This window comes from Dermabacter sp. HMSC08H10 (assembly GCF_001807585.1).
GTDB classification, from domain to species: domain Bacteria; phylum Actinomycetota; class Actinomycetes; order Actinomycetales; family Dermabacteraceae; genus Dermabacter; species Dermabacter hominis.
On sequence record NZ_KV789415.1, the window covers coordinates 13,322 to 37,718 of the forward strand.

The 24,397-nt window shown below is 64.0% G+C and carries 20 protein-coding genes; 14 read left to right on the forward strand and 6 right to left on the reverse strand.

Going from position 1 to position 24,397, the window contains the following annotated elements; genetic code table 11:
• Positions 1-12: 12 nt before the first annotated feature.
• Positions 13-1,272: a tRNA guanosine(34) transglycosylase Tgt gene (tgt, locus tag HMPREF3176_RS00555; RefSeq protein WP_141742306.1), complete on the reverse strand. Its 1,260-nt coding sequence runs from the start codon at positions 1,270-1,272 to the stop codon at positions 13-15.
• 113 nt (positions 1,273-1,385) lie between these two features.
• Between tgt and HMPREF3176_RS00560 the strand changes: the two genes are divergently transcribed.
• The 4 genes from HMPREF3176_RS00560 (at position 1,386) to HMPREF3176_RS00575 (ending at position 9,490) form a co-directional block, all read left to right on the forward strand.
• Complete coding sequence (locus HMPREF3176_RS00560) at positions 1,386-3,776, forward strand: acyltransferase family protein (protein WP_070457385.1); 2,391 nt, start codon at positions 1,386-1,388, stop codon at positions 3,774-3,776.
• A 119-nt stretch (positions 3,777-3,895) separates the two neighbouring features.
• Positions 3,896-5,950, forward strand: a complete 2,055-nt coding sequence (locus HMPREF3176_RS00565) for a DUF6541 family protein (RefSeq protein WP_070457387.1) — start codon at positions 3,896-3,898, stop codon at positions 5,948-5,950.
• A gap of 84 nt (positions 5,951-6,034) precedes the next feature.
• Positions 6,035-7,348, forward strand: a complete 1,314-nt coding sequence (locus HMPREF3176_RS00570) for a M18 family aminopeptidase (protein WP_070457388.1) — start codon at positions 6,035-6,037, stop codon at positions 7,346-7,348.
• Between the two features lie 39 nt (positions 7,349-7,387).
• Positions 7,388-9,490 carry an acyltransferase family protein gene (locus HMPREF3176_RS00575; protein WP_083286146.1) on the forward strand — a complete coding sequence of 701 codons (2,103 nt, stop codon included), beginning with the start codon at positions 7,388-7,390 and terminating at the stop codon, positions 9,488-9,490.
• Positions 9,491-9,528: 38 nt separating this feature from the next.
• Here the strand turns inward: HMPREF3176_RS00575 and HMPREF3176_RS00580 are convergent, their stop codons facing one another.
• Both HMPREF3176_RS00580 and HMPREF3176_RS00585 read right to left on the reverse strand, forming a co-directional pair.
• Positions 9,529-9,849, reverse strand: coding sequence for a hypothetical protein (locus tag HMPREF3176_RS00580; protein ID WP_083286147.1), 321 nt, complete (start codon positions 9,847-9,849; stop codon positions 9,529-9,531).
• Positions 9,842-11,275, reverse strand: coding sequence for a glutamyl-tRNA reductase (locus HMPREF3176_RS00585; RefSeq protein WP_070457391.1), 1,434 nt, complete (start codon positions 11,273-11,275; stop codon positions 9,842-9,844). Before HMPREF3176_RS00585 ends, HMPREF3176_RS00580 begins: the two co-directional genes overlap by 8 nt.
• Positions 11,276-11,378: 103 nt before the next feature.
• Here HMPREF3176_RS00585 and hemE point away from each other — a divergent pair, with 103 nt between their 5' ends.
• Genes hemE through HMPREF3176_RS00630 form a run of 9 tightly spaced genes read left to right on the forward strand, consistent with a single transcriptional unit; the run spans position 11,379 to position 20,278 of the window.
• Positions 11,379-12,434 (forward strand): uroporphyrinogen decarboxylase, encoded by a 1,056-nt coding sequence (gene hemE, locus HMPREF3176_RS00590; protein WP_070457393.1) that lies wholly within the window; start codon positions 11,379-11,381, stop codon positions 12,432-12,434.
• 11 nt (positions 12,435-12,445) lie between these two features.
• Positions 12,446-13,918, forward strand: a complete 1,473-nt coding sequence (hemG, locus tag HMPREF3176_RS00595) for a protoporphyrinogen oxidase (protein WP_070457395.1) — start codon at positions 12,446-12,448, stop codon at positions 13,916-13,918.
• The gene (gene hemQ / locus HMPREF3176_RS00600) at positions 13,915-14,610 is read left to right on the forward strand and encodes a hydrogen peroxide-dependent heme synthase (RefSeq protein ID WP_016663327.1); all 696 of its coding nucleotides are present in this window, start codon (positions 13,915-13,917) and stop codon (positions 14,608-14,610) included. The genes hemG and hemQ overlap by 4 nt, the downstream gene beginning before the upstream one ends.
• Positions 14,607-15,737 (forward strand): ferrochelatase, encoded by a 1,131-nt coding sequence (locus HMPREF3176_RS00605; protein ID WP_070457397.1) that lies wholly within the window; start codon positions 14,607-14,609, stop codon positions 15,735-15,737. Before hemQ ends, HMPREF3176_RS00605 begins: the two co-directional genes overlap by 4 nt.
• Positions 15,734-16,678, forward strand: a complete 945-nt coding sequence (hemC, locus tag HMPREF3176_RS00610; RefSeq protein WP_070457399.1) for a hydroxymethylbilane synthase — start codon at positions 15,734-15,736, stop codon at positions 16,676-16,678. The genes HMPREF3176_RS00605 and hemC overlap by 4 nt, the downstream gene beginning before the upstream one ends.
• Positions 16,675-17,430, forward strand: a complete 756-nt coding sequence (locus HMPREF3176_RS00615) for a uroporphyrinogen-III synthase (RefSeq protein ID WP_070457401.1) — start codon at positions 16,675-16,677, stop codon at positions 17,428-17,430. Before hemC ends, HMPREF3176_RS00615 begins: the two co-directional genes overlap by 4 nt.
• A complete protein-coding gene (hemB, locus tag HMPREF3176_RS00620) occupies positions 17,430-18,440 on the forward strand; it encodes a porphobilinogen synthase (RefSeq protein WP_070457403.1) in 1,011 nt (336 codons plus the stop codon). The genes HMPREF3176_RS00615 and hemB overlap by 1 nt, the downstream gene beginning before the upstream one ends.
• A 25-nt stretch (positions 18,441-18,465) precedes the next feature.
• Entirely contained in the window at positions 18,466-19,752 is a 1,287-nt protein-coding gene (hemL, locus tag HMPREF3176_RS00625) for a glutamate-1-semialdehyde 2,1-aminomutase (protein WP_070457405.1), read from the forward strand.
• 4 nt (positions 19,753-19,756) lie between these two features.
• Positions 19,757-20,278, forward strand: coding sequence for a hypothetical protein (locus tag HMPREF3176_RS00630; protein ID WP_070457406.1), 522 nt, complete (start codon positions 19,757-19,759; stop codon positions 20,276-20,278).
• Between the two features lie 11 nt (positions 20,279-20,289).
• On the opposite strand, the gene HMPREF3176_RS00635 is transcribed toward HMPREF3176_RS00630, so the two are convergent.
• The 3 genes from HMPREF3176_RS00635 to HMPREF3176_RS00645 all read right to left on the reverse strand — a co-directional run bounded on the left by HMPREF3176_RS00635 (position 20,290) and on the right by HMPREF3176_RS00645 (position 23,596).
• A complete protein-coding gene (locus HMPREF3176_RS00635) occupies positions 20,290-21,483 on the reverse strand; it encodes a glycosyltransferase family 4 protein (RefSeq protein ID WP_246826599.1) in 1,194 nt (397 codons plus the stop codon).
• Complete coding sequence (locus tag HMPREF3176_RS00640) at positions 21,474-22,658, reverse strand: NAD-dependent epimerase/dehydratase family protein (RefSeq protein ID WP_070457408.1); 1,185 nt, start codon at positions 22,656-22,658, stop codon at positions 21,474-21,476. The genes HMPREF3176_RS00635 and HMPREF3176_RS00640 overlap by 10 nt, the downstream gene beginning before the upstream one ends.
• A gap of 62 nt (positions 22,659-22,720) precedes the next feature.
• The gene (locus HMPREF3176_RS00645) at positions 22,721-23,596 is read right to left on the reverse strand and encodes a serine hydrolase domain-containing protein (protein WP_070435201.1); all 876 of its coding nucleotides are present in this window, start codon (positions 23,594-23,596) and stop codon (positions 22,721-22,723) included.
• Positions 23,597-23,643: 47 nt separating this feature from the next.
• On the opposite strand from HMPREF3176_RS00645, the gene HMPREF3176_RS00650 reads away from it, so the two are divergent.
• Positions 23,644-24,393, forward strand: coding sequence for an FhaA domain-containing protein (locus HMPREF3176_RS00650; protein ID WP_051120598.1), 750 nt, complete (start codon positions 23,644-23,646; stop codon positions 24,391-24,393).
• Positions 24,394-24,397: the final 4 nt, after the last annotated feature.

Consider the following 24,397-nt stretch of genomic DNA (forward strand, 5'->3'; position numbering starts at 1 on the left):
GCCGGGTACGGCCTAGCGGTACTCGCCGTAGTAGGCGCCCGTGCGCTCCTCGCGAAGCGCTTCAAAATCGCCGCTGAGAATAGCTGCGCGAATCTCCTGGACGAGGCGCACAACAAAGCGCTCGTTGTGGATCGTGCACAGGGTCGAGGAAAGCATCTCCTTCGCCTTGAACAGATGGTGAATGTAGGCGGCCGTGTAGTGGGTGCACGTGTAGCAATCGCAGTCGTCGTCGATCGGCGCGAATTGAGTGCGGTACTTCGCGCCCGTGAGGTTCACCCGCCCTCGAGCGGTGTACACGGCGCTGTTGCGCGCGACGCGCGAGGGAGAGACGCAGTCGAACGTGTCGGCGCCCGCGGCGATGCCCGCGAAGAGGTCGTCCATCTCCGAAAGGCCAAGAAGGTGGCGAGGTTTCTCCTCGGGGAGTTCATCGGTGACCCAGCCGACGATCGTGGAGAGGTTCTCTTTCTCGAGTGCACCGCCGATGCCGAAGCCGTCGAACTGCCAATCATCGACGGTCATTGCGCCGAGGTCCCGCGCAGCCTTGCGCCGAAGATCCTCGTACTGCGCGCCCTGAATGACGCCCCACAGCATCTGGTAGGGTTTGCCCTCGCGCTCTTCGGTAAGCCGCTTGTGCTCGGCGATGCACCGCTCAGCCCAGAGTCTCGTGCGCTCAAGTGCCTTCTCCTGATAGCCGCGAGAGTTCATGAGGGTCGTGAGCTCATCGAACGCAAACATGATGTCCGCGCCGAGTGAATGCTGGATCTGCATCGAGAACTCCGGTGTGAACCGATGTTCGGAACCATCGATGAAGCTGCGAAAATTCACGCCATCGTCGTCCACGTGGGCGAGGCGCTCCTTGCCCTTCTTGGTTGCGTGGTCCGTGCCGTCGGGCGTGCTCGCGCGGTCGCTGCCCGCGAAGGATTCGGAGAGCACCTTTTGAAAACCGGCACCGAGACTCATGACCTGGAAGCCGCCCGAGTCGGTGTACGTGGGGCCATCCCAGTTCATGAATGCGCCGAACCCACCTGCCTCATCAATGAGGTCGTGGCCCGGCTGGAGATACAGGTGGTAGGCATTCGCGAGGATCGCCTGCGCGCCCAGCTGTGCCATTGACTCAGGAAGAACCGACTTAACGGTCGCCTTCGTGCCGACCGGGATAAACGCCGGGGTGTGAATGTCGCCATGCGGAGTGTGGATCACGCCCGCGCGGGCCTTCTCTCCGTGACGCGCGGCAATATCAAACCCCGCGCCTTCCTTTTCGCTCGTGCTCATTCCGCTATTTTCCCACGACCCCGCGCCCGCAGTCGACGCGGCGAGAGGTGGCACCGCCGCCCGCACCCGGTAAAGTGCTGTACCGTTCCACAATTACTCCTCTGGAAGGGCACATGGCGAACGCACGCGGGCACCGTGCCCATTCACCGGGCGAAGACGCCCCCAGCTTCTCGCTTGAGGATTTCGTTCAAGACGCGCAAGAATCCGCGCTCGAGACCGTCGACGACTTCTCGTGGGTGCAGGAAGCCGAAGAACGCGAAAGCGAAGATATCGCCGCGTGGGGCGCCGCCGAAGACACCGGCGAGCCGTTCGTGTGGTACCAGGAACCCCAGGTTGCCGAGCAAGCGTCGGACTCCCCCGCCCCTGACACTCGCCCCCAGACCACTCCCGCGAAAGCATCCAAGCCCTCGCACTTCCGCCCCGAAATCGAGGGCCTTCGCGCCGTCAGCGTGCTCATGATCGTGATCTACCACGTGTGGCTTGGGCGTGTTTCCGGTGGGGTCGACGTCTTTCTTTTCATCTCCGCGTTTCTCCTCGGCTCCTCGTTTGCGCGGCGTCTCGATGCACGCAAGCCCTTCGGGCCGGTGCGGTACTGGCTGCGGACCTTCACGAGGCTCATGCCGCCCGCTACCATCGCAATCCTCGGCACCCTCCTCGGCAGCTTCCTGATTCTGCCCGAATCCTCGTGGCAAACCGTGATCTCACACGCGATTGCGTCCGCGACCTACGTCCAAAACATTTGGTTGTCGATCACGAGCGTTGACTACTACGCGCTTGATGCCTCGGCCGCCTCGCCGCTGCAGCACTTCTGGTCGCTCTCGCTCCAGGGGCAGGTGTTCCTCACGTGGCCGCTCCTGTTCATCGCCGCTAAGTTTGCCGCGAGGAAGAGCGCGCATCCGCGCCGCGTAGCCTTCGGATTCTTCTCCGTGATCGCAGCCGCGTCATTCGTGTTCTCGATCTACTACACGGCAACGCACCAGTCGGCAGCCTACTTCTCCACGCCCGCGCGCGCGTGGGAGGTCGCTTGCGGAACACTGCTCGCGCTCGCCCTTCCCACCCTCGATCGTCTGCTCGGGTCCGCCCGCCCCGGATCGCCCGAGGCACCCCGCCACCGCACGCTGCGCGCACTCGCCGGTTGGGCCGGCTTCGCCCTCCTCGTGTCGCTTGGGATCGTGCTCAACGTCCAGGGGCTCTTCCCCGGCTGGATCGCCCTGTGGCCGCTCACAGGCGCGGGCCTCATCATCGTCGCCGGCTATTCCGGAACCTCGTGGGGATTCGACCGCGTTCTCACGATGAAGCTCCCTCGGGCACTCGCGTCGAGTTCCTACAGCCTCTACCTCGTCCATTGGCCGATCCTCATCCTGTGGCTCGCGCACTCCGGACAAAAGCGCGCAGGCGCCCTCGACGGCCTCATCGTCATCCTCGGGAGCATGGCCCTCGCGTGGGTCCTCTCGACGATCGTCGATTCACGCTTCCGCAAGCCCGCGTGGAAGACCGCCCCGTGGTGGCGCTCCCTCACGGTGATCGGTACGTGCCTCGCGCTCGTTCTTGGCGGTGCTCTCGGGCTGCGTGGCTACCTTGCGAGCCAGCAAACGTCGGCCCCCATCACCGCCGGGGCAACCAAGAACTCGAACGCCCTCACGGCGACCTTCAACCCGGATACCCTCAGTCCGAAGGGCTTCGAGCTGGACGGCCAGTGGCCGAACCTTCCACACCTGTGCGATGACCCCTCGGGAGTGCTCGTCGCCACAAAGGATATTCCGTGCGAAACCCTCCGGCCCCTCGGCTCCAAAGCCAGCGCGACCGTACTCGTCGTCGGCTCGTCTCACTCACGCCAGTTCATCCCCACAATCCTCGACAAAGCGAAGGCCAAGAACTGGCAGATCATCAACTTCACCAAGAACGCGTGCCCATTTCGCGAAGACTCCATGCTGGGTGACGGCGAATACTGCAAGGGTTACTTCGACCAGGTTATGAAAGCCATCGATACCCACCACCCCGATCTCGTGCTCATGACGTCGACCGCGGCGACCCCGACCGGGACGGAGGAAACCGTCCCACCGGGCACACGCGAAGGGGTCCAGACTGTCCTCGATAAAGGCGTCAATGTTCTCGCCATCCGCGATGCGCCGCGCTGGCCAACGAGCCTCTACACGTGCGCCGAAGCCGTTATTGACGCAGGCGGCACCCCGGAGCTCGCCGATCAAGCATGCGGCGCTGACCTCAGCACCAAGCTCGCATCGACCGACCCGAGCGAGGTGCTCGACAACATGAGCGGCGCGGGCGGGGCCAGGGTTTTCCGCATGGATATCAGCGACCTGATCTGCCCGGACGGGCACTGCGCCCCCATTCAAGGCAACGCCTACGTGTACATGGACGACAACCACCTCACTCGCGTCTTCACAAGCGGGATCGCGAAGGAGGTGACAGCCCGCTTCGAAGAGCTCGAGATTCCGCTCGGCGAGGGCGCGGGCAAGGCGGGTTCCGACGGTGAGGGGACCTAGCCGTTTACTGCCATGATTGGCACGAAGACCCAGCGCCAGGCGAAGCGCACCGTTTTCCATGTACTCTCGTGAGGTACTTCTTTCACCCATAGCGCTCAGTTTTCACTTCAAGGCGGCACATGACCTGGCAACCTTTAATCCTCCCCGCGGTTTTCGCGTGCTTGTGGGTGACCGTGCCGGGTATTCTCGCCGTCTCGGGGTGGCGTTCGGACTGGGTATCGAAAGTTCTTTTTGCACCACTCGTGTCCGTGGGCATCATCGTTCTCACCGCGATCGGCGCCCAGAGTGTCGGGATAAAGTGGGGGCCGCTCCCCGTCCTTTTGGCAACCGTGGTGCTGTGCGCGATTTCATGGACGCCCTGGTTGATTCGTCAGTACAGGGGCGGTCGTCGCGGAAAGGGACACCACTCTCACCGCGCAGACATGGTTTCCCGTCGGCGCGCCGTGCCAGACAATACCGACGCGAACGCAAAATTAACACTCTCAAAAATCGGCCATGCGCTCACATCCATGCCGGCAATGCTCGCGGTCGCAACCGTGGGTTACTGGGCACTAATGCTGCGCCACGTCCGCAACTTTTTACAAACGCCGTACGCCTTCGGCCAGCAATACGACAACGTTTTTCACTTGAACGCGATTCGCGGCATTCTCGATACAGGTCGCGCTTCGAGCTTGACGCTTCAAGAACACATCACTCCCGATTCACCATCGCAGTTCTACCCTGCGGCCTGGCACGACATTGCCTCCCTGGCCCTCAGCTCAGTTCAGTCCGTTCACGTATCGCTCGGCACGAATGCCGCGATTATCGCGGTTCTGTTGTTCGTATGGCCAGCCAGCATAGCCGCTCTTATGCGGGTCACCCTTCCACGTGACTTACTCAAGTACGCAGTGCTGCCCGGTGGAGTCGCTCTTGCAGCCATACCCGCGTTTCCTTTTCACTTCTTGGACTTCGGGGTGTTGTACCCTAATTTTCTCGGCTACTGCCTCGTTCCAGCCCTCGTCGCGCTTTTCATCACCCTCGTCAATGGTCTTGCCCGTCGCAGTAAAGACGTGCCGTTCATCGTCGTGAGCGGCGTCCTTGGTTCGTTCGGCACAGCTCTAGCGCACCCCACCGCCGCGCTCGTCGTCATGCTCTTTTGCTGTGCGTATGCACTTCTCCATTCCGGACGCGCCGTGGTCTCCAGGCAGTGGAAAAGTGCTGCTCTTCGAGGCGTCCTTACTTTGGCCCTTTGTGTCGCAACGGTAGAGGCATGGGCGCGGCTCCGCCCTTCCGGCTCTTCAGCGGATACTTGGGCCCCGGATCTCACGGTGACGCAAGCGATTGGCACGACGATCATCCACCACCCTATTTACGGTGTGACACAGTGGGCGGTGGGGTTTCTTGTGCTCACCGGTCTCTGGGCAGCTGTTCGCCGCTCGATTTACCCACTTATCGTTTTCTGGGGAATCAGCGCAGCTCTCTATGTCGTTGCTGCATCATTCTCTCGTGGTCCGTTGAGAACCGCGCTCGTCGGGGTATGGTACTCCGATCCCGAGCGTCTTTACGGACTGCTTGGGCTCACTACAGTACCTCTCGCCATAGCGGGGCTCGGGTATCTCGCCGCCCTTGCCACCACTCTCGTTTACCGACTCCGCGGGAGGATCCACTATTCGCACCTCGTGGCGGCGTCAGCTTCAGCACTCGTGGCTCTCGGAACGGTGTTCGCAACGCAAGCAACCCCGACCATGGACGCCAAAATCGACGGGATGGAGCGTTTCTACTCAGTGACGAGTACATCCAACACCGTTAACACCCAGGAGATGTTCTTCATCGAATCTCTCCCGCGTCATCTCCCGGAGGATGCCGTGGTCTGGACGGACTCTTGGCACGGTGAGGGCCTTATCTATGCCTTCACCGGAATCAACGTGACGGGTCGCCACATGGGCAGTTACGACTCAGACCCCTCCTCCATCTACGTGAGGGACCACCTCAACGAGATCGACACCAATCCCGAGGTCTGCATGGCGCTTCGCGACGTTGGCGCCCCCTACGTCATCCGCTTCGAGGGCCACAACGTCAACTCTGCGGGCATTCAACGCCCGGGTTTGACGCACCTCCAAAAAACCAAGGGGCTCACGATCGTGTACCGGCGAGGAAACGCCTTCCTGTATCGCGTCGATGGCTGCGGTTCTTAGCCAGGCAGCACACGTCCGCCCAGTGCCCGATTAGTCGTAGTCGCGTAAACTTGTGACGCTACTCTCCAGCGAAGGGACTTTCACGTGAACCGCTCTGACACTGCAGCCACCCAAGCTTTTGCCCAGGAACTCGGGCGTTTTGTTTCTCAGTCGCCAAGCTCGTTCCACGCCGCAGCAACCGTCAAGGCATCCCTCATCGAACAAGGCTTCCTCGAGCTTGATGAATCCGAATCCTGGACCAGCGTCACTGCCGGTGGACGCTACGTCGTCACGCGCGATGGCTCCGTCATCGCGTTTGTCGTTCCGGATACGGCCGTTTCGACCACCGCGCTTCGCATCTTCGGAGCGCATACGGATTCACCAGCGCTGAAACTCAAGCCCAAGAGCTCGATCACCTCGCACGGTTTCAACCAAGTTGGCGTCGAAGTCTATGGCGGTGCGTTGTTTAATTCTTTCCTCGACCGCGACCTCGCGCTTGCCGGTCGCATCGTCCTCATGGACGGCGAGGAAGTCCTCGTGCACACGGGACCGTACCTGAGGGTTCCGCAACTGGCGGTCCATCTGGACCGAGCGGTGAATCGCGATGGGCTCACGCTCGATGCCCAAAAGCACCTCCAGCCGATCACGGGACTTGCGGAGGGTGGCGAGCATGACGTCCTCGCCGATCTCGCCGCGATCGCGGGGGTTGATCCGCAGCACATCGCCGGCTACGACATTGTGACGGTCGATGCCCAGGAGCCTCAGCTCATTGGCGCCCGACGAGAGTTCCTCGCGAGCGCACGGCTTGATAATCTCCTCTCCACTTTTGCGGGACTCGAGGCGATAAAGGGCCAGGAAGCATCCGCAAACGACCACATTGCCCTCTTCGTCGCAAACGACCACGAAGAGGTCGGTTCCGCAAGCCGTTCCGGGGCGGCGGGCCCATTCCTCGAGGACGTTCTTGTCCGGCTTTACTCCGCGCTCGGCGCAAGCGATGAAGAACGGCGACGCGCATTTAACCGCTCGATCGTGGTGTCGTCAGACGTCGGCCACTCAGTCCACCCGAACTACCCCGAGCGCCATGACCCCGCCAACCAGCCGGTAGCTGGCAAGGGTCCTATCCTGAAGATTAACGCCGACCAGCGCTACGCGACCGACGCTCGCGGGGCCGCATTCTGGGCTCGTGCATGCGCCCATGCTGGCATCGAGTACCAGGAGTTCGTGTCGCACAACTCAATGCCGTGCGGATCCACAATCGGCCCGATTACTGCGACGCGCCTCGGCATGACGACTGTCGATGTGGGCGTCCCCATCCTCTCCATGCACTCGTGCCGCGAACTTACGGCGGTCTCCGACCCGCATGATCTCTACTTGGCCGCCACGGCAGTCTTCTCGCCCGAGGTCTCCTCAATTCCATAGCCTCGAGAGACTCCCTCTCCTTACTACCGAAACGTTTTCATGCCCTCTACCGCAACGCCGCCCCTCGCGCATCGAGCTGAACCTCCTAAGGAACAGCGAGTCTTCCGCACCGACGTGCATGGACTCAGAGGGCTCGCGGTCTTCCTCGTCGTGATCTACCACGTTTTCGTGGGGCGCGTTTCCGGCGGCGTCGACGTCTTCCTCTTCATCTCGGCCTACTTCCTCACCGGAACATTCGTGCGCCGCATGGAGACAGGGAAGCCTATCGCTGCCGTTGGGTATTGGGGCAGGACGTTCAAGCGCCTACTTCCGCCTACGGTCGTCGTGACCTTCGCGATTCTGGCAGCGACCTACGTGTTTCTGCCCGCGAGTACATACGCTCCGACGCTCAAGGATGCGTTCTTCACCCTCGTTCAGGCAGAGAATTGGTGGCTGGTCGAGCAGGCGACTGACTATTACGCGGCTGATCGCACGTCTGCCAGTCCGTTCCAGCATTTCTGGTCGCTCTCGATCCAGGGGCAAGTATTCCTTGCCTGGCCGCTGCTGTTCGCTCTTTTGGCACTTGCCCTCAAGGCATGGGAGAGGCGTTTCCCACCAAAGAGCCAGCATCAGCACAACATCCGCGTGTGGGTCTCGAGCGGCATTGCAATCGGAGCCGTCACTCTCGCAAGCTTCATTTGGTCAGTGATGGAGACTGCGGCAAATCAGCAGGTCGCGTACTTTGATACGTTCGCCCGCTTCTGGGAATTCGGCCTCGGCGGGCTCGTGGCAATCGCTCTCCCCCTGATCGCCGAACGCACCGACACGCTCCACCCCAACAGCCCAAAGGGCCGACCGTGGCGGTTCGCCTTGTCAATGCTGGGCGTTCTCGCGCTCGTCTCGATGGGAATGCTCGTGGACGTCGCCGGGAAATTCCCCGGGTGGCTCGCGATCTGGCCACTCTCGGCAGCAGCGTTCATCATGGTGATGGGCTACAACCCCATCCTCAGCTCGAAGCCCCTCCAGAAGCTAGGCGGAATTTCCTATGGGCTCTACCTCGCCCACTGGCCGCTGCTCGTGCTGACGCTACAAGTTCTCGAGATTCCCAAGGCGCCGTTCTGGCTCGGTGTGGTCCTCGTGATCGCGAGCCTCGCGCTCGCGTGGCTCATCACAAAGTTCGTCGACACCCCGTTCCGTCGATGGAAATGGGCCGGGGCAAAAACCCGCAGGTCTGTTGGGGTCGCGCTCGTGACAGTGGCCGTCGGTCTCCTTCCCGTGATCGGTGCGCAGGAATACCTGCACTACCGCACGCAGCAAATCCGGGCCGAGGCTTACAAGAACAATCCTGGGGCGCATGTCCTCGAGCCGGATTTCACTCCGTTCGCAGATGTGGAAGAAGACGCCCCAGAGTATCCGGGGAGTGCTCAGGCGCCCAAGGACTGGTGGGGTCTATCTGGCACCGGTTGCGGGGAGCACGGTACCCCGGTCCCCGGCGAGATCGACTCCCACTGCTCGTATCGTCAAGGAGAAACTCCGTCCTCCCCCACGATCGTGTACTGGGGAAACTCGCGCGTCGAACAGGTGGCCGCCGGCTTTGAGCCCCTCGCGGATGATGCAGGCTGGTCGCAGATCTCGCTATTACTCGGCGGCTGCGCCCCCGGGTTTGGTGGAAATGCGGAATGCGAATCCTTCACTAGGGCGTCTTTGGCATATCTGCTAGATCAAAAGCCTGAGGTGGTGGTCATGAACACGACCTTCGTTCCCGCTGGTGAGGGCATGGAATACACGAGCGACTCCGTCTGGGACCTCGTCTCGCAGCTTCAGGACGCGGGGATCCGAGTGGTCGCGCTTCGCGACATGCCCCGACTCAGCTTTTCGCTCACCGAGTGCGGAGAGACCAACACGGATGGCCGCAAGGATTGCAGCGCTCAAATCTCGACGAACATGCCTGAAAAGCGTCCGGACGCGGCCCAGGTTTCACGAACCGGCACGATACCGATTGACCTTGTGCTGTCGATCTGCCCGGATGGCGTGTGCGTTCCCGCGGTTGGCAATTCCACGGTTTTCCTCGACGCTAACCACATCACCGCTTGGTACGGGTCGACACTCGACCGCGCTATTGACCGCCAGTTGCGCGATGCCAAATTCCATTGGAATCGGTGACGGGGAAATCGCACAGACGCGTGCGAGCGCACAAACGTCTAGTGTGCTGATTCGATCGCGTCGCGCGCCGCATCCGCGCGCTCGACTATCGACTCATCACCGGAGAGGTCCCGCACGCGGCGGGCGTCCTTGGTGAGCTCGTCGATCTGATAGAGGGCGCTGTCGAGCAGTCCCTCGGCGGCACACAGGAGCGCCAGGTCGATGCGCGCATGGATCACCTCGGGGGTGTCGTCCCCGTCGACGAGGAGCGCGGGAAGCGACGCGAAGGCGCTCGCGCTTGAAGCCGGGGCCACCTCGCTCAGGAGTGCGCGCAGGCGCTCGCTCGCACCTTCACTCATCTCAACGCGATCGTCAAACATACTGGTCTCCCTGCGTCGTGGACTGAGCGGCCTGCCGCGCCTCGGCGGCTTGCATCGCGTCCAGTTCGCGGCGCATGTTCTCCATCGTGGCAACGGTCATCGGCGGACGTTCGAGGCCGTCTGTTGTGGGCGCGGTCGGTTCCGACGGCGCCCCGGTCCCATCGACGCTCAGTGTTCCCGAGACGTCCACCCCAAAAATTGTGTGGACGGCTTCGAGGAACTGATGAGCCTGGCCGGTCTTGGCGAGCTCTTGCGCGCGCACCATCGGGGAATGAAGGAACTTCTTGTAGACGCGCCCCAGCGAGCGCTGCACCTGTTCAGCTGCGGCTTCGCCGGAGGTTCGGCGCACCTCGTCCACTTCGAGAACGATCATCTCCTTGACGCTTCGACGCAGGGCGCTCACGGCGGGGTCGACGGCGCGGATCTGCTGGCGTTCTTCGAATCGTACGACGCCGGTGTCGATCAGTTCGCGTGCGCGCGTGATCTCGCCGTGGCCGCTTTCGCCGGCTCTGATCGATTCGAGCGGGATGACGCGCACGCCCGGGAGTGTTACCGCTGCGGGCTCGATGTCGCTGTGAAGCGCCAGGTCCAGCATTACGAGGTCTTCGCTCGTCGCCCGCTGTTCAAGGGCGCGGGCGAGCATGGGAGCGTCGATCGAATGCGTGCCGCCGCCGGAGGCGGCAATGACGACGGTGGCCTTTGCGAGTGTCGCTTCGAGATTCTCGGGCGCTACCGGCAGGGCACCGTGCGAATCGGCAAACTGTTCGGCGCGGCCGCTGGGGGAAAACACGTGAAGGCTGCCGACTCCCCTGAGGTGGAGCTCGGCGCTTGCCACGCGGGCCATGGCACCGGTGCCGATCAGGAGAGCGTCGCGCCCCTCGAGCTCGGTCCGAAAGAGGTGCGCGGAGTCGAGGGCGACCGCGACGGAGCTTCGCCCGGCGGCTCCAACCTTGGTTTTCGAGGTGACTTGCTTTGCGGTGCGCAACGCCCCCTGAAACAGGTCGTTGAGGAGCGTGGTGGTGTGCCCGGCGGCGAGGGCGTTCGTGAAGCTCGCCCGCACTTGGCCGGTGATCTCGGCCTCACCGAGCACCTGGGAGTTCATACCTGCGGCAACCTCGTACATGTGCCGAGCCGAGATGATGCCGGCATCGACGACGAGCATGCGAGCGACCTCCTCGCGCGGCAGGCCGCTCGTGTGGTGAACGGCGCGGGTGACGAGATCGATGGCGTCGTGGAAGAGGTCAACATCCGCGTAAATTTCAAGCCTGTTGCACGTCGCGAGGCACACCCAGCCGGTGAGGGGCTGTTCGGGGTGGCCCTCGTTAAGGGCGGCAAGCTGTTCATCGAGCTGCGCCGATCCGCGGGTGACGCGCTCGAGTCCATCGAGCCCGAGATTGTCGTGGGTCGCTCTCAGGGCAATCAGCATGCACCTAGCCTAAGTCAGCTGGGACGTCTTTCTCATCGACATCGGGCACAATAGAGGCGATGACCACGCTACTTTGCCTCTCTCTCACCGTTCACGTGATGCCATGACAGCTTCGAATTCGCCGCGCGAAAGCGCTCTTGTGCAACGCCTAGCCGGGCAAGGGTCGGCCGTTGCTGACGCGCCGCCAAGTGTGTGGTTCATGCGCCAGGCGGGGCGCTCCCTACCCGAATACCGCAAGGTTCGAGAAGGTATCGGCATGCTCGAGAGCTGCCTCATGCCCGAGCTTGCCGCGGAAATCACACTTCAACCGGTGCGCAGGCACGGTGTCGATGCCGGCATTTTCTTTTCCGACATCATGGTCCCGCTCAAGCTTGCGGGCATCGACGTGAGCATCGAACCCGGTGTTGGACCCGTGCTCGCCCACCCCGTGCGTTCTAAAGCGGATATCGACAAGCTTCCCTCGGTCGACGACGTCTACCGCACCGCTCTCGAGCCGATTCGTGAGGCCGTGCGCCTTACCGTCGCGGAACTCGGTTCCACCCCTCTGATCGGTTTCTGCGGTGCTCCATTTACGGTCGCGAGCTATATGGTTGAGGGGCGCCCGAGCCGCGACCACCTTCGCACCCGCGCACTGATGAGCGCCGAGCCCGAATTGTGGGGCCGCCTCGCCCAGTGGGTCGCTGATATCTCGGGCGAGTTTCTCCGCGCCCAGGTTGAAGCGGGTGCGAGCGCTGTCCAGCTTTTCGACTCGTGGGCGGGTTCCCTCTCCGAAGCCACCTACCGCACCCACGTCCTGCCTTTTTCCACGCACACCTTCACCTACGTCCAGGACCTCGATGTGCCCCGGACCCACTTTGGCGTTGGCACGGGGCACATGCTCACCGCCATCCTCGAGGCAGGTGCGACAACCGTCGGACTCGCCCACCGCACCCCCATTCCCACCGCCGTTGAAACCCTCCCGGCGGGCACGGGCCTGCAGGGAAACCTCGACCCGGCCCTCCTGTTCTCCTCGGAAAAAGCCCGCTTCACCGAGGCCGAGCGCATCGTGCGCGAGGGCCGCGCTGCCGCCGGGCACGTCGTCAACCTCGGCCACGGGGTGCCACCTCAGACGGACCCGCATGTCCTCACCGATCTCGTGGCCTTCATCCACGAGCAGTAGGAGTACCTGCAATGCGCACGCTTGACACCGTTGTCGTCGGTGGTGGAGTTTCTGGACTTATCTACGCGCGCGAACGCGCGATGCGCGGTGACACGGTTGTTCTTCTCGAGGCCAGCGACCACGTTGGTGGAGCCGTGTGGTCGCACACGCTCGAGGGAATCGAGGCGAACACGGGGGCGGAGGCCTTCGCGATCGGCGGCGGAAATATGCTTTCGCTCGTGAAAGACCTCGGGCTCGAAAAGCAGGTCGTGTCCCCGGCGACGGGGTCGAGCTTCATCGTTGGAGACACGCACGCCTACGCCTCCCCGCGCAATGCCGTTTTGGGCATGCCCGCCCGCCCACTCGCCACGGATGTTCGTGAGGCCCTCGGGTTCTGGGGAGCGCTGCGCGCGTGGTGCGAGCGTTTCGTTCCCGCCTCCCGCGCCTCGGAAGAGTCCGTGACGGTCGCAGAATTCGTCACCGCGCGCTACGGCAGAAAAGTCCTCGAGCGCCTCGTCGCTCCCATCATTCGTGGCGTGCACTCCGCGGACCCGGAAAAACTCGAGCTACGCGCCGTCATGCCAACGCTTCCAGAAAGGGTGCAGGCGCTCGGGAGCGCGCGCAAAGCGATCGAAGAGATCCTCGAGAAGCGAGGGGCGCGCTCAAGCTCGGGTTCCGCGGTGCATTCGCTCGCGCCGTCGATGGCGGAGCTGCCGAAGGCGCTCGCGCGCGACATCGAAGAGCACGGGGGCCAGATCTTCACCCAGACCCCCGCGCTTGGACTGCGTGCGTCGAGCGCCGACGGCACCTGGACCGTGACTGCCGGGACCCGAGCGGCAGCTTTCACGCGCGAATTCAAGGCTCGCAGCATCGTCATCGCCACGGGACCCGAACTCGCGCAACACCTCCTCAGTGCCCCCGCGCCACACATCGCAAGCCTCATCCCTCTCGCGCCCGCAACCCCGGTTCGCCTCGCCACGCTCGTGCTCGATAATCCAGAATTGAATGCGAAGCCGCGCGGCAACGGCGTCCTCGTCGCTCCCGCCGCCACCTCAATCCGCGCGAAGGCCATGACTCACGCGAGCGCCAAGTGGGAGCACATCCACCGAGCCGCCAACGCCTCGAAGCCCGGACGCGCCGTCGTTCGGCTCTCCTACAGCCCCGGCGAGGATGGAGAGCTGCCGGGGCCCGAACAGTTCCCGTGGCTCGCGATCGACGATGCGGCCGCAATATTCGGGATGGAGCCGTCGGACCTTTCCGTCGCGAACTGGGCCCTCACCGACTGGACCGGCACGATGCGCCAATCCGGCCCGGGCCACACAGCCGCCCTCGAGACACTCGCACACGCTCTCGAGCGCGATACGGGAGCGGGCGCCGCCCTCCCCCACCTCGAGCTGACCGGCGCGTGGCGCGCCGGCAACGGGCTTGAGGCCATCACCCGTTTCACACGCGAGCTCGCCTCGCGACAACGCCCAACACCACACGAAGAAAGGACTCACTCATGAGCGAGGACGTCACAGAAGAAATCCGTTTCACCGCCTATTCCGTCTACCGCAAGATCGGCGGGCTGAACGATGAGGGCATCGTGAGCCCCGAACAGGTGCTCGAGGATCTCGAGCGTACCGTCGCCTCACTCGCCGGTGCAGACGTCGAGGTGCTCGGCTTCTACGATGTTTCCGGTTTCCGGGCGGAGGCCGACCTCATGGTGTGGCTCGCCTCCGAGCGCCCCGAGGCACTCCAGGAAGCCCTGCGCCTGTTCGAGAACTCGATCGCAGGCACCTACCTCGAGAAGGAATGGCAGGCGATGGGCGTGCACCGCGGCCACGAATTCTCGCGCAGCCACAAGCCCGCATTCATGGAGGCCGATAAGGAGCGCAAGGACTGGATCACCGTGTACCCGTTCGTGCGCAGCTACGACTGGTACCTCCTTGAGGAAGATGAGCGCCGCGAGATGATGAAAGAGCACGGCATGTACGGCCGCGAATACCCGAACGTGTGGGGCAACACGACCGCCGCGTTCGCGCTCGGCGACTACGAGTGGCTCCTGAGCTTTGAGGCCGACACCCTCCCGGAGCTCGTCGACATGATGCGCCACCTGCGCTACACGAAGGCACGCCTGCACGTGCGCGAAGAGCTTCCCTTCCACACGGGCCACCGCATCGCCGAGCTCGACGAGGTCGTGGAGGTGCTTCTGTGACCGAGGCGGCAGTGACCGAGAACGGCGGCGCCTACACGGCAGTGCTGTTCTCTTCGTTCGGCGGACCCGAAAAACACGAGGACGTGATCCCGTTCCTGCGCAATGTCACGCGCGGGCGCGGCATCCCCGATGAGCGCCTCGAAGAGGTCGCGACCCACTACCGCGCGCTCGGCGGGAAGAGCCCGATCAACGAGCAAAATCGCGCCCTCATCGCGCGTCTCGAAGCGGAGTTGAAGCGCCGCGGCATCGACCTTCCCGTGTACTGGGGCAACCGCAACTGGGAGCCCTACGTTGCCGATACCGTCCGCGACATGCACGACGACGGCCACACGAAAGTTGTGGGTCTCGTGACGAGCGCGTACTCGAGCTACTCGAGTTGCCACCAGTACCACGAGGATTTCCGCAAAGCCCTCGACGAGACTGGGCTGAAGGGGACGCTCGCGATCGATAAGGCCCGCGTGTATTACAACCACCCGGGGTTCCTCGAGCCCGTCGTCGACGGCGTGAAGAGCGCACTGGAGGCGCACCGCGCAAACGGGCACGAGCCCGAAGCGATCGAGATCCTCTTCTCGACGCACTCGATTCCCACGAGCATGGCGGATGTCTCGGGGCCACGACACACGTGGGAGAAGGGCTCGGGCGGCTGGTACGTCGCTCAGCACGAAGCAGCGATCGAGTACGTCATGGCCCGCGTGCGCGAAGAGCTGGGCGCTGCGCACACTCCCGAGAACTACCGGCTCGTCTACCAATCGCGTTCGGGTGCACCGCACGTGCCGTGGCTCGAGCCGGACATCAACGACGTCATCGATGAGCTCGAGGGACGCTCGGCTGTCGTTGTCGTGCCGATCGGCTTCGTAACCGATCACGTCGAAGTCGTGTGGGACCTCGACACCGAGGCGAAAGAAACCGCCGAAGACAAGGGCCTCGCCTTTGTGCGAGTGGCAACCTCGGGCAGCGACGACCGCTTTATCGGTGCCCTCGCCGACCTCGTTCAGGAAGCTGTCACGCCCGGCTTTGAACGCCAAGCAATGATCGACCTCCCCGGAGCGCTCGAGAACGAGAAGCGCACCGGTGACTGCGGACTCGAGTGCTGCCTCGTGCGCACCCCGGAAGGCACGTTCGCATGATGCGGCTCGGCACTCGCGCCTCCGCGCTCGCTCGCACGCAGTCCGCGTGGGTTGCGCGTCAGTTGGTGGCAGGGGGCGAGGGAGATTCCGACGGTTTCCAGCTCGTCAACGTGTCCACTCACGGGGATCGCGACCGCACGAGCCCGCTCACGCGTATCGGCGGCACCGGGGTGTTCGTCTCCGCCGTCCGCGAGGCTCTTCTGGCCGGCGAGGTCGACGTCGTCGTCCATTCGCTCAAGGACCTTCCCACGCTGCCAGCCGACGGGATTCGCCTCGCGGCGGTTCCCGTGCGAGAAAACCCCGCCGACGCTCTCGTTACTCGCGCGGGGGTTGCGAGCCTCGACGCGATCCCTCGGGGCGGGCGCGTGGGCACCGGGAGCCCGCGACGCGCAGCGCAGCTCATGCTCGCGAGGCCCGATCTCGAGGTGGTTCCGATCCGCGGCAACATCGAGACACGTATGGCGTATGCCGAGCGGGGAGAGCTCGATGCGGTTGTTCTCGCCGCGGCGGGCCTGCATAGGCTCGGGTTTGGGAACCGCATCGCCGAATCGTTCGATCCGTGGCAGTTTCTGCCTGCGCCCGCGCAGGGGGCGCTCGCGGTTGAGGTTCGCGAGGATCTCGACCGCGAAAGCGACCTCGCTCGCGCGCTCGAGGCGCTCGATCACCTTCCGACCAGGTTTGCGACGATCGCCGAGCGCACTCTCTTGCGCGCGCTCGAGGCGGGTTGCTCGGCGCCGGTCGCCGCATTCGCCGAGGTCACGGACGATAATCGACTCGTTCTCAAGGCCGGGGTATACGGTCGAAACACGCATCTTGTTCGCGAAAGCCGCACGGATACACCGGTGACGGCGGCCTCGGCCGAGGCCGCGGGCAGGGCGCTTGCGGAGGACATGCTCGCCGCTGGCGCCCGAGATCTACTTGCTGAGGAGTGGCTAGCATGACAGCACCCGTTCTTGTGACGCGCCCCGAGGGGCGCGGCGAAGGCCTCGTCGCGGAGCTCAACGCTCGCGGTTTTGAGGCCGTGCATTCTCCGTTCACGGAGTTCTCGTTCGAAACGGACGCCGATCTGCGCGATGCCCTTCGCGACCTCGCGCACGGCGAGTTCGATTGGCTTCTCCTCACGTCAGTCACGACGGTCAAAGCGCTTCGAGCGTTGCCCGAATGGTCGGAGCTTCCCGCCGTCCAGGAATTCAAGGCCGCTGCGGTCGGCGAAGCGACGGCAGCTGCCGCGCGCGAAGCGGGCCTCGAGGTCGAGACCATCGCACAAGGAAGCGCCGCCTCTCTCATCGATGTCTTCCCCGTCAATCAGCAGGGTGGGGACGGACTCGCTCAGCGCATCTTCTATCCCGTGAGTTCCGCTGCCGCGCCGCAGCTCGAGCTCGCGCTCCGCATGGCCGGATACGACGTCCAGCGCGAGACCGCCTACCGCCCCAAGACGATCCCACAACCGCGCGACGTCGTCGACAATCTCGCCGCAGGCGGCTTCAGCGCCGTCGTCGCGACGAGCCCCATGATCGTGCGCGCTCTCTCACAGCTCGCGATCCACGAGAGTACGAAACTCGTCGTGATCGGCAAGCCGAGCGAGGAAGCGGCGATCAGCGTGAATCTCCCGGTTGCAGCGGTCGCGAAAGATCCAAGTGATCGCGCGCTCGCTGAAGCCGTTGCCGAAGTACTGGGAAAGGACACCGAGTAATGACCGTGAAGCGCCCCTTCCATCGCCCCCGCCGCCTTCGCGCGAGCGACGCGATGCGCCGTCTTAATCGCGAGACGACCCTGCGCAGCGCCGATTTCATTCTTCCGGCATTCGTGCGCGAGGGTGCGAGCGAGGCTCGCCCCATCGCGTCGATGCCCGGCGTCGTGCAGCATTCGCTCGATTCCCTCGTCACGGCCGCCCGCGAAGCCGCCGACCTCGGTCTTGGCGGCATCATGCTGTTTGGCATCCCCGAGAAGAAGGATGCCGTCGGATCCGGCGCAACCGACCCGAACGGGATTCTGAACGTCGCTATCTCGCGCCTGCGTGACGAGCTCGGCGATTCGCTGCTGGTGATGGCCGATCTGTGCCTCGATGAATTCACGGATCACGGCCACTGCGGGGTCCTCGACCAGGATGGTGGCGTGGACAATGACGCGACGCTCGAGGTCTATCGCGAGATGGCCCTCGCTCAGGCGCGCGCGGGTGCCCACGTTGTTGCCCCCTCGGGCATGATGGACGGCCAGATCGCCGCTATCCGCGACGCGCTCGATTCGGAAGGCTTCACGAACGTCGCGATTTACGCCTACACCGCGAAGTATGCCTCCGCGTTCTACGGGCCGTTCCGCGAAGCCGTCGATTCGTCACTGACGGGCGATCGCAAGACCTACCAGCAGGATCCGGCGAACGGGCGCGAGGCGCTTCGCGAGCTCGAGCTCGACCTCGGCGAGGGCGCCGACATGATCATGGTCAAGCCCGGGCTGCCCTATCTCGATGTGCTTGCCGACGTTGCGGCCGCGAGCCCCGTTCCCGTTGGCACCTACCAGGTCTCTGGCGAGTACGCGATGATCGAGGCGGCGTGCGAGAACGGCTGGCTTGACCGCGATCGCGCAGTTCTCGAGTCTCTCCTGGCATTCAAGCGAGCGGGGGCCGCCCACGTGCTCACCTACTACGCGCCGTACGCAGCGAAGCTCCTCGCCGATCTTCCCCCTCACCTTCGCGAATTCGCCTGATCACCGCTCAATCTAGGAGGTCTTGATGCCCACGAACGCCGAACTCTTCGCCCGCGCGCAGCACGTCATTCCCGGCGGGGTGAATTCGCCCGTGCGCGCCTTCGGGAGCGTGGGCGGCACTCCCCCGTACCTCGTGAGTGGCAACGGTGCGCTCCTCACGGACGCCGAGGGAAACGAATACGTGGACCTCGTGGGCTCATGGGGACCGATGATTCTCGGCCATGCCGAGGCGACCGTCGTCAACGCCGTCACTGAGGCCGCGGCGCACTCGCTGAGCTTCGGCGCTCCCCACGAGGGCGAAATTCGCCTCGCCGAACTCGTGATCGATCGCGTCCCCGCGGTCGAAAAGCTTCGCATGGTGAACTCGGGAACCGAGGCAACCATGAGCGCACTGCGCCTCGCGCGCGGCTTCACGGGGCGCGATCTCATTGTGAAGTTCGCGGGCTGCTACCACGGCCACGTCGATTCGCTGCTCGCGGAGGCAGGTTCGGGGGTAGCCACGTTCTCACTGCCGGGCTCGGCGGGAGTCACGGATCCGACGGCTGCCGAAACTCTCGTGCTTCCCTACGGCGACCGCGAGGCGGTGCGCGAAGCGTTCGCCGAACACGGAGAGAACATCGCCGCGGTGATCACCGAGGGCGCCCCGTGCAACATGGGCGTCATCGACCCGGGCGACTTCAACGCATTCCTCCTCGATGAGGCGCACGCGGCCGGTGCGCTCCTCATTGTCGACGAAGTCCTGACCGGCTTTCGCGCGAGCGCTACGGGAGCCCACGGGATCGATGGCGTCGTGCCGGATCTCGTGACCTTCGGCAAGGTCATCGGCGGTGGCATGCCGGTGGGCGCCTTCGGCGGCCGGGCCGACATTATGGAACGCCTCTCTCCCCTCGGCCCCGTCTATCAAGCGGGCACTCTCTCGGGTAACCCTCTCGCAACCGCCGCGGGCATCGCGACGTTGAGCCAGCTCGATGGCGCGCTTTACGCGCAGCTCAACGATTCGGCAACAACCCTCATTTCTGCATTCGACGACGCGCTGAGCGCCGAAGGCGTGCCGCACTCGATCAACCGCTTCGGCACCCTCTTCTCCGTGTTCTTCACCGATCGCGACGTGCGCTGCTATGAGGACGCAAAATCCCAGGACACCGATGCCTTCGCTCGGTTCTTCCACGCGATGCTCGCCCAGGGCATCTACATGCCGCCGAGCGCGTTTGAGGCGTATTTCGTCTCTAGGGCCCACACTCCCGATATCCTTGAACGCATCATCGCCGCATTGCCCGCCGCAGCAAAGGCAGCGGCCTCACCGAAGGGATGACCTCATGAGCGAGTCGCAGGACTGGAACGCCCAAGGCTACGGTGCCGACGCGTTCGCGGCTTTCCCGCCGAACCTCGACACCGACGCCGAAGGCGCGGCCTTCCTCGCGCGCCTCGGGTTGCTTGGCGCCCTCGCGGGCGTCCTCGCAGGGCTTGCCGCCTCGCAAATCACGTGGTGGCTTTCGCTCGGACTTTTCGTTGCATGGGTGATTGGCGCGCTCGTTGCGGGATGCATCGCGGGCATCGCCGCAAAGAAACACCGCGCGGGAGTGGGGTACCCAGCGGACGGCGAGGCGTGGCTGCGCACATTCGCGCGCACCTTTATGGTCGTCGGCATCGTCCTTGGCGTAGCCACCGTCGGGGTTGCCGTGGCGCTCACGCTCGCGCTGCAACCGGAGACCGAGCCCGCAACGCGAAACTACACCCCGGCGATTCTGCTCGGCATCGTGTCGATCCTCGCGGTCGCGGGAATGCGCTGGATCGCAACCACGCGCCCAACCTGGCTGCTGTACGGCACTAAGAAGTAGATCTCGTCGCCCTATCCGCCCGCGAGCGCACGGCGGTACAGGTCCACGAAATCTTCGCTCGCGGCTGCCCACGAATGCTTTTCGGCTTCGCGGCGCGCTGCGGCACCCACGGACGCCCTTATCCGTGCACCTCGTTCACCCGCGAGCGCCTCGAGACAGCGTTCGAGTTCGTTCTCGTCGCTGAACAGGAACCCCGTGTCGCCATCAACAATTTGCTCCATCGTCGGGCCTGAGCGTGCGGCGAGCGGCGGCAGGCCCGAGGCCATCGCCTCCAGTAGCACGAGGCCAAGTGTCTCGGTCACGGAGGGAAATACGAACAGGTCGTGGTCGCGGTAGGTCTGCGCAAGCTTTTCGCCGCGGAGAACCCCTGCGAAGTGTGTGCGGGTTCCGCGAAAATCGCGTTCGAGGTTGGCGCGCTGTGGCCCATCGCCCACGAGCGTGAGCTCTAGATCATCGCGGCGGTGCATGAGGGGCACGAGTCGGGTGAGGTCTTTTTCGGCCGCAAGCCGCCCGACGAAAAGCAGCCGCAACCTGGAATCTTGGTTGTCGCAAGGCAAAGCGGCCGTCGGGCTATCACCGGGGTGGAAGAGGCGCGTGTCCACTGCCCTGCGCACGACGTGCACGTGCTCGAGCCCGAGTGCACGAGCCTCGCTGCGCATGGCCTCGCTCGTGACGGCATTGATCTGGGCATCGCGGTGCATGCGGCGGGTTGCGCGCGCGATGAGTGGTGCGCTCCACGCCCATGCGCGGTAGCGCGAAAGATAGGCGGGAAGATTCGTGTGGTAGCTCGCGACGAGAGGAATGCGGTGTCGGCGGGCGGCGCGAACGGCCGCGCGTCCCAGCAGGATCGGCTGAGCGGCGTGAATGACGTCGGGGCGAAACTCCCGCACCACTCGCTCGGTCATGCGGTGCACCGAGGGTGTGGGGAGCGACCAGGGCCGACTCGGGTAAAAGGGCACGCGCACGGTTGAGGCGCCGTGAATGGGGGCGCCAGGGCTCCGGCGTGAGTTCTTGGGGTCCGACGCTGCCTCGTATTCGTCGATGCCGAGCCCCGGCGCGATGATCTCCACCTCGTGCCCCTCGCTAAGGAGATGATCGACGAGGTGGCTCAGGCGCGTGACGACCCCGTCAACGCTCGGCACGAACGTCTCGGTCACGAGGAGCACGCGCATCCGGCCGCGGGCGGCGGAGTCTGCTAGCGCCACGTCACGCTCGGGAGGATCAGCTCGTTCCTCACACGCCCCGCATGTGTGCGGGCCACCTCGAGAATCTCGGCGAGCACACCCTCCGTAAGAAGGTGCGGCTCAAGGCCGAGGTCAATGAGGCGAGTGTTGACCGCGTTGTAGTAGTGGTTGTACTTCTCGACGCGCGGGTTCTCGACGTGATTGATCTGAGCATCGATCCCGAGCGTCGAGGCTGCTGCGACGACTTTGACGGCGAGTTCCTCGACGCTAAAGGACTCGGTGAACTGGTTGAACACGCGGAACTCTCCAGGCTGCGCGGGGTTCGTGCACGCGAGTTCGATGCACCGCACGGTGTCCTCGATATTGAGGTACGCACGTGTTTGGGAGCCTTCCCCGTACACCGTGAGGGGGTGGCCGACGGCTGCCTGAATGAGGAAGCGATTGAGCGCCGTGCCGTACACCGCGTCATAGTCGAAGCGATTCACGAGGCGGGGGTCCATGCGGGTCTCATTCGTGTGGAGCCCGTAGACGATGCCCTGGTTGAGGTCGGTCGCGGCGATATTCCAGATCTTGCACGCGAACATGATGTTGTCGCTGTCGTGCACCTTGGAGAGGTGGTAGAAGCTGCCCGGTTGCTTCGGAAACGGCAGGCGGTCCTTGCGGCCGCGATGCTCGATCTCGATGAAGCCTTCCTCGATGTCGATATTGGGCTGGCCGTATTCGCCCATCGTCCCGAGCTTCACGAGGTGACATTCGGGAGCGTAGTCGCGGATCGCCCAGAGCACGTTGAGCGTCCCCTCGACGTTCGTGCGCTGCGTGTAAATGGCGTGCTCACGGTCGATCATCGAGTACGGGGCGCTTCGTTGTTCGGCGAAGTGCACGAAGGCCTCGGGTTGCACGTCGGTGACGACTGCGCTCAGAAACTCGTAGTCGCTAAGATCGCCGATCCGAACGTCGATACGTGAACCCGAGACTTCCTCCCATGCGGCGACTCGCTGCTCGAGAGGGAGAATCGGGGTCACTGAGTTCGAGCCGAGTTCGTCATCGATGTCGCGACGCACAAGGGAGTCAATAATCGTGACCTCGTGCCCCTGCTTCGAGAGGTACAGCGCCGTAGGCCAGCCGCAAAAACCGTCACCGCCCGCGACAATAATGCGGAGCCCTCGGTCCCTAGCCTCGTTGATGGCCTGCTGCATTGCTCGTCCTCTCGCCTCGTGTCGTCACTCCACAATAGTGACCTAATGAACACTATTGCTGTTCAGGAACGAGCTCGCGCCGCGCGAACGAGGGTGTCGTTGAGAGCGGGCCACACGCCGGCGTGCTCCTCGCCAAACGGCTTCGACGACAAAAATGCCGCGCTGAGCCCACCCGGGATCGCTTCCGGGTCAACCCAGAGGAACGACCCCGACTGCCCGAAGTGCCCGAACGTGCGGGCCGAGTTGAGCGCGCCCGTCCAGTGCGGCTCCTTCTTCCCCTTGATCTCCACACCCAGACCCCAGTCATTCGGGCTTTGGCGGCCGTAACCGGGAAGCACACCGGAAAGGCCCGGGAAATGGGGGCGATGCGCTGATTCGGCGAGCTCGGAAGAAATGAGCGTGGGAGTCAAGAACTCCCGGCCAAGTACAAGAAGATCCTCGATGCTTGCGCGGTAATCTTTGGCGGGCGAGCCGGCTACCTCGACGGTCTCCATCCCGAGCGGCTCCGTCACGCTCTCGCACACCCACCGGTCAAAATCCGTTCCGACCGCGCGCGCGACGACGCGCCCGAGCTGCTCGATCCCCGCATTCGTGTACATGCGGCGCTTTCCCGGCGCGGCAAGGAACTCCCCGCCCTCGAACGCGTAACCGGCGGCGTGGGCGAGCAGGTGTTCGACAGTGCAGCCCTGCGGAGTCTCTTCACCTGCAGCGTCATCAAGGGCAAGGGCTCCGCGATCGATTGCGACGAGCGCGGCGTACGTCGCGATCAGCTTCGAGACACTCGCGAGCGGGAACACTCGGTCAAGATCCCCGTACGCGGTGATTAAGCGACCGTCGGAACTGATGAGGCCAACGGCCGAATCAAAACTCAAGGACGAAAGAAGCGGCTCAAGAGACTCCGGATCAACGTGGGCGGGATTCGCGTGCACATCACTCATGCACCAATCCTCCACCACATCATTACATCTGAACGAATCGTGCGTGCATGACACGCGATAGACTCGCGGCGTACGACGTTTACCCAAGGAGACCCACGTTGAGTTTTCTCGACCGAATCGAGCGCAGCCTCGACCGCGGAGTGTCGAACGTGTTCTCGCGCGGCGGCAGCATCAAGCCACTCGACCTCGCCCAAGGGCTCAAGCGCGAATGCGACGATCAGATTCAGGTCCTCGACCGCGCCCGCACGCTCGCACCCAACACGTACTCCGTGTACCTCAACTCGGTGGATTACGAACGGTTCGCCTCGTGGGAGGACACCCTCGTTGATGAACTCCAGCGGATCCTCGTCGATCACGCCGATCAGCAGAAATACCTGTTTGTGGGGAACGTAACCGTCGCGCTCAAGCGCGACGATGACGTCAAGGCCGGGCGCTTCGAAACCGAATCGAGCACCGAGCGCTCCTCGCTCGCACCGGCGACGACGGGCGGCGAAAACTTCCAGCCGATCCTCGAAATCGACGGCCAGCAGTACCTCCTCACGGGCCGCGTCACCGTGATCGGCCGCGGCGGCGATAGCGACATCATCCTCGACGACACGGGCGTGAGCCGCCACCACCTTGAACTCCGCGTTGACGGCACATCGATGACCGCGACGGACCTTGGCTCCACGAACGGCACCTTCGTGAACGGCGAGCGCATTACGACCCCCACCGGGCTCCCCGACGGCGCGACGATCCGCATCGGGCGCACGCGTCTCACCGTCATTTTGCCTACGGGCGCGCCCTCCGAGTGGTGAGGTC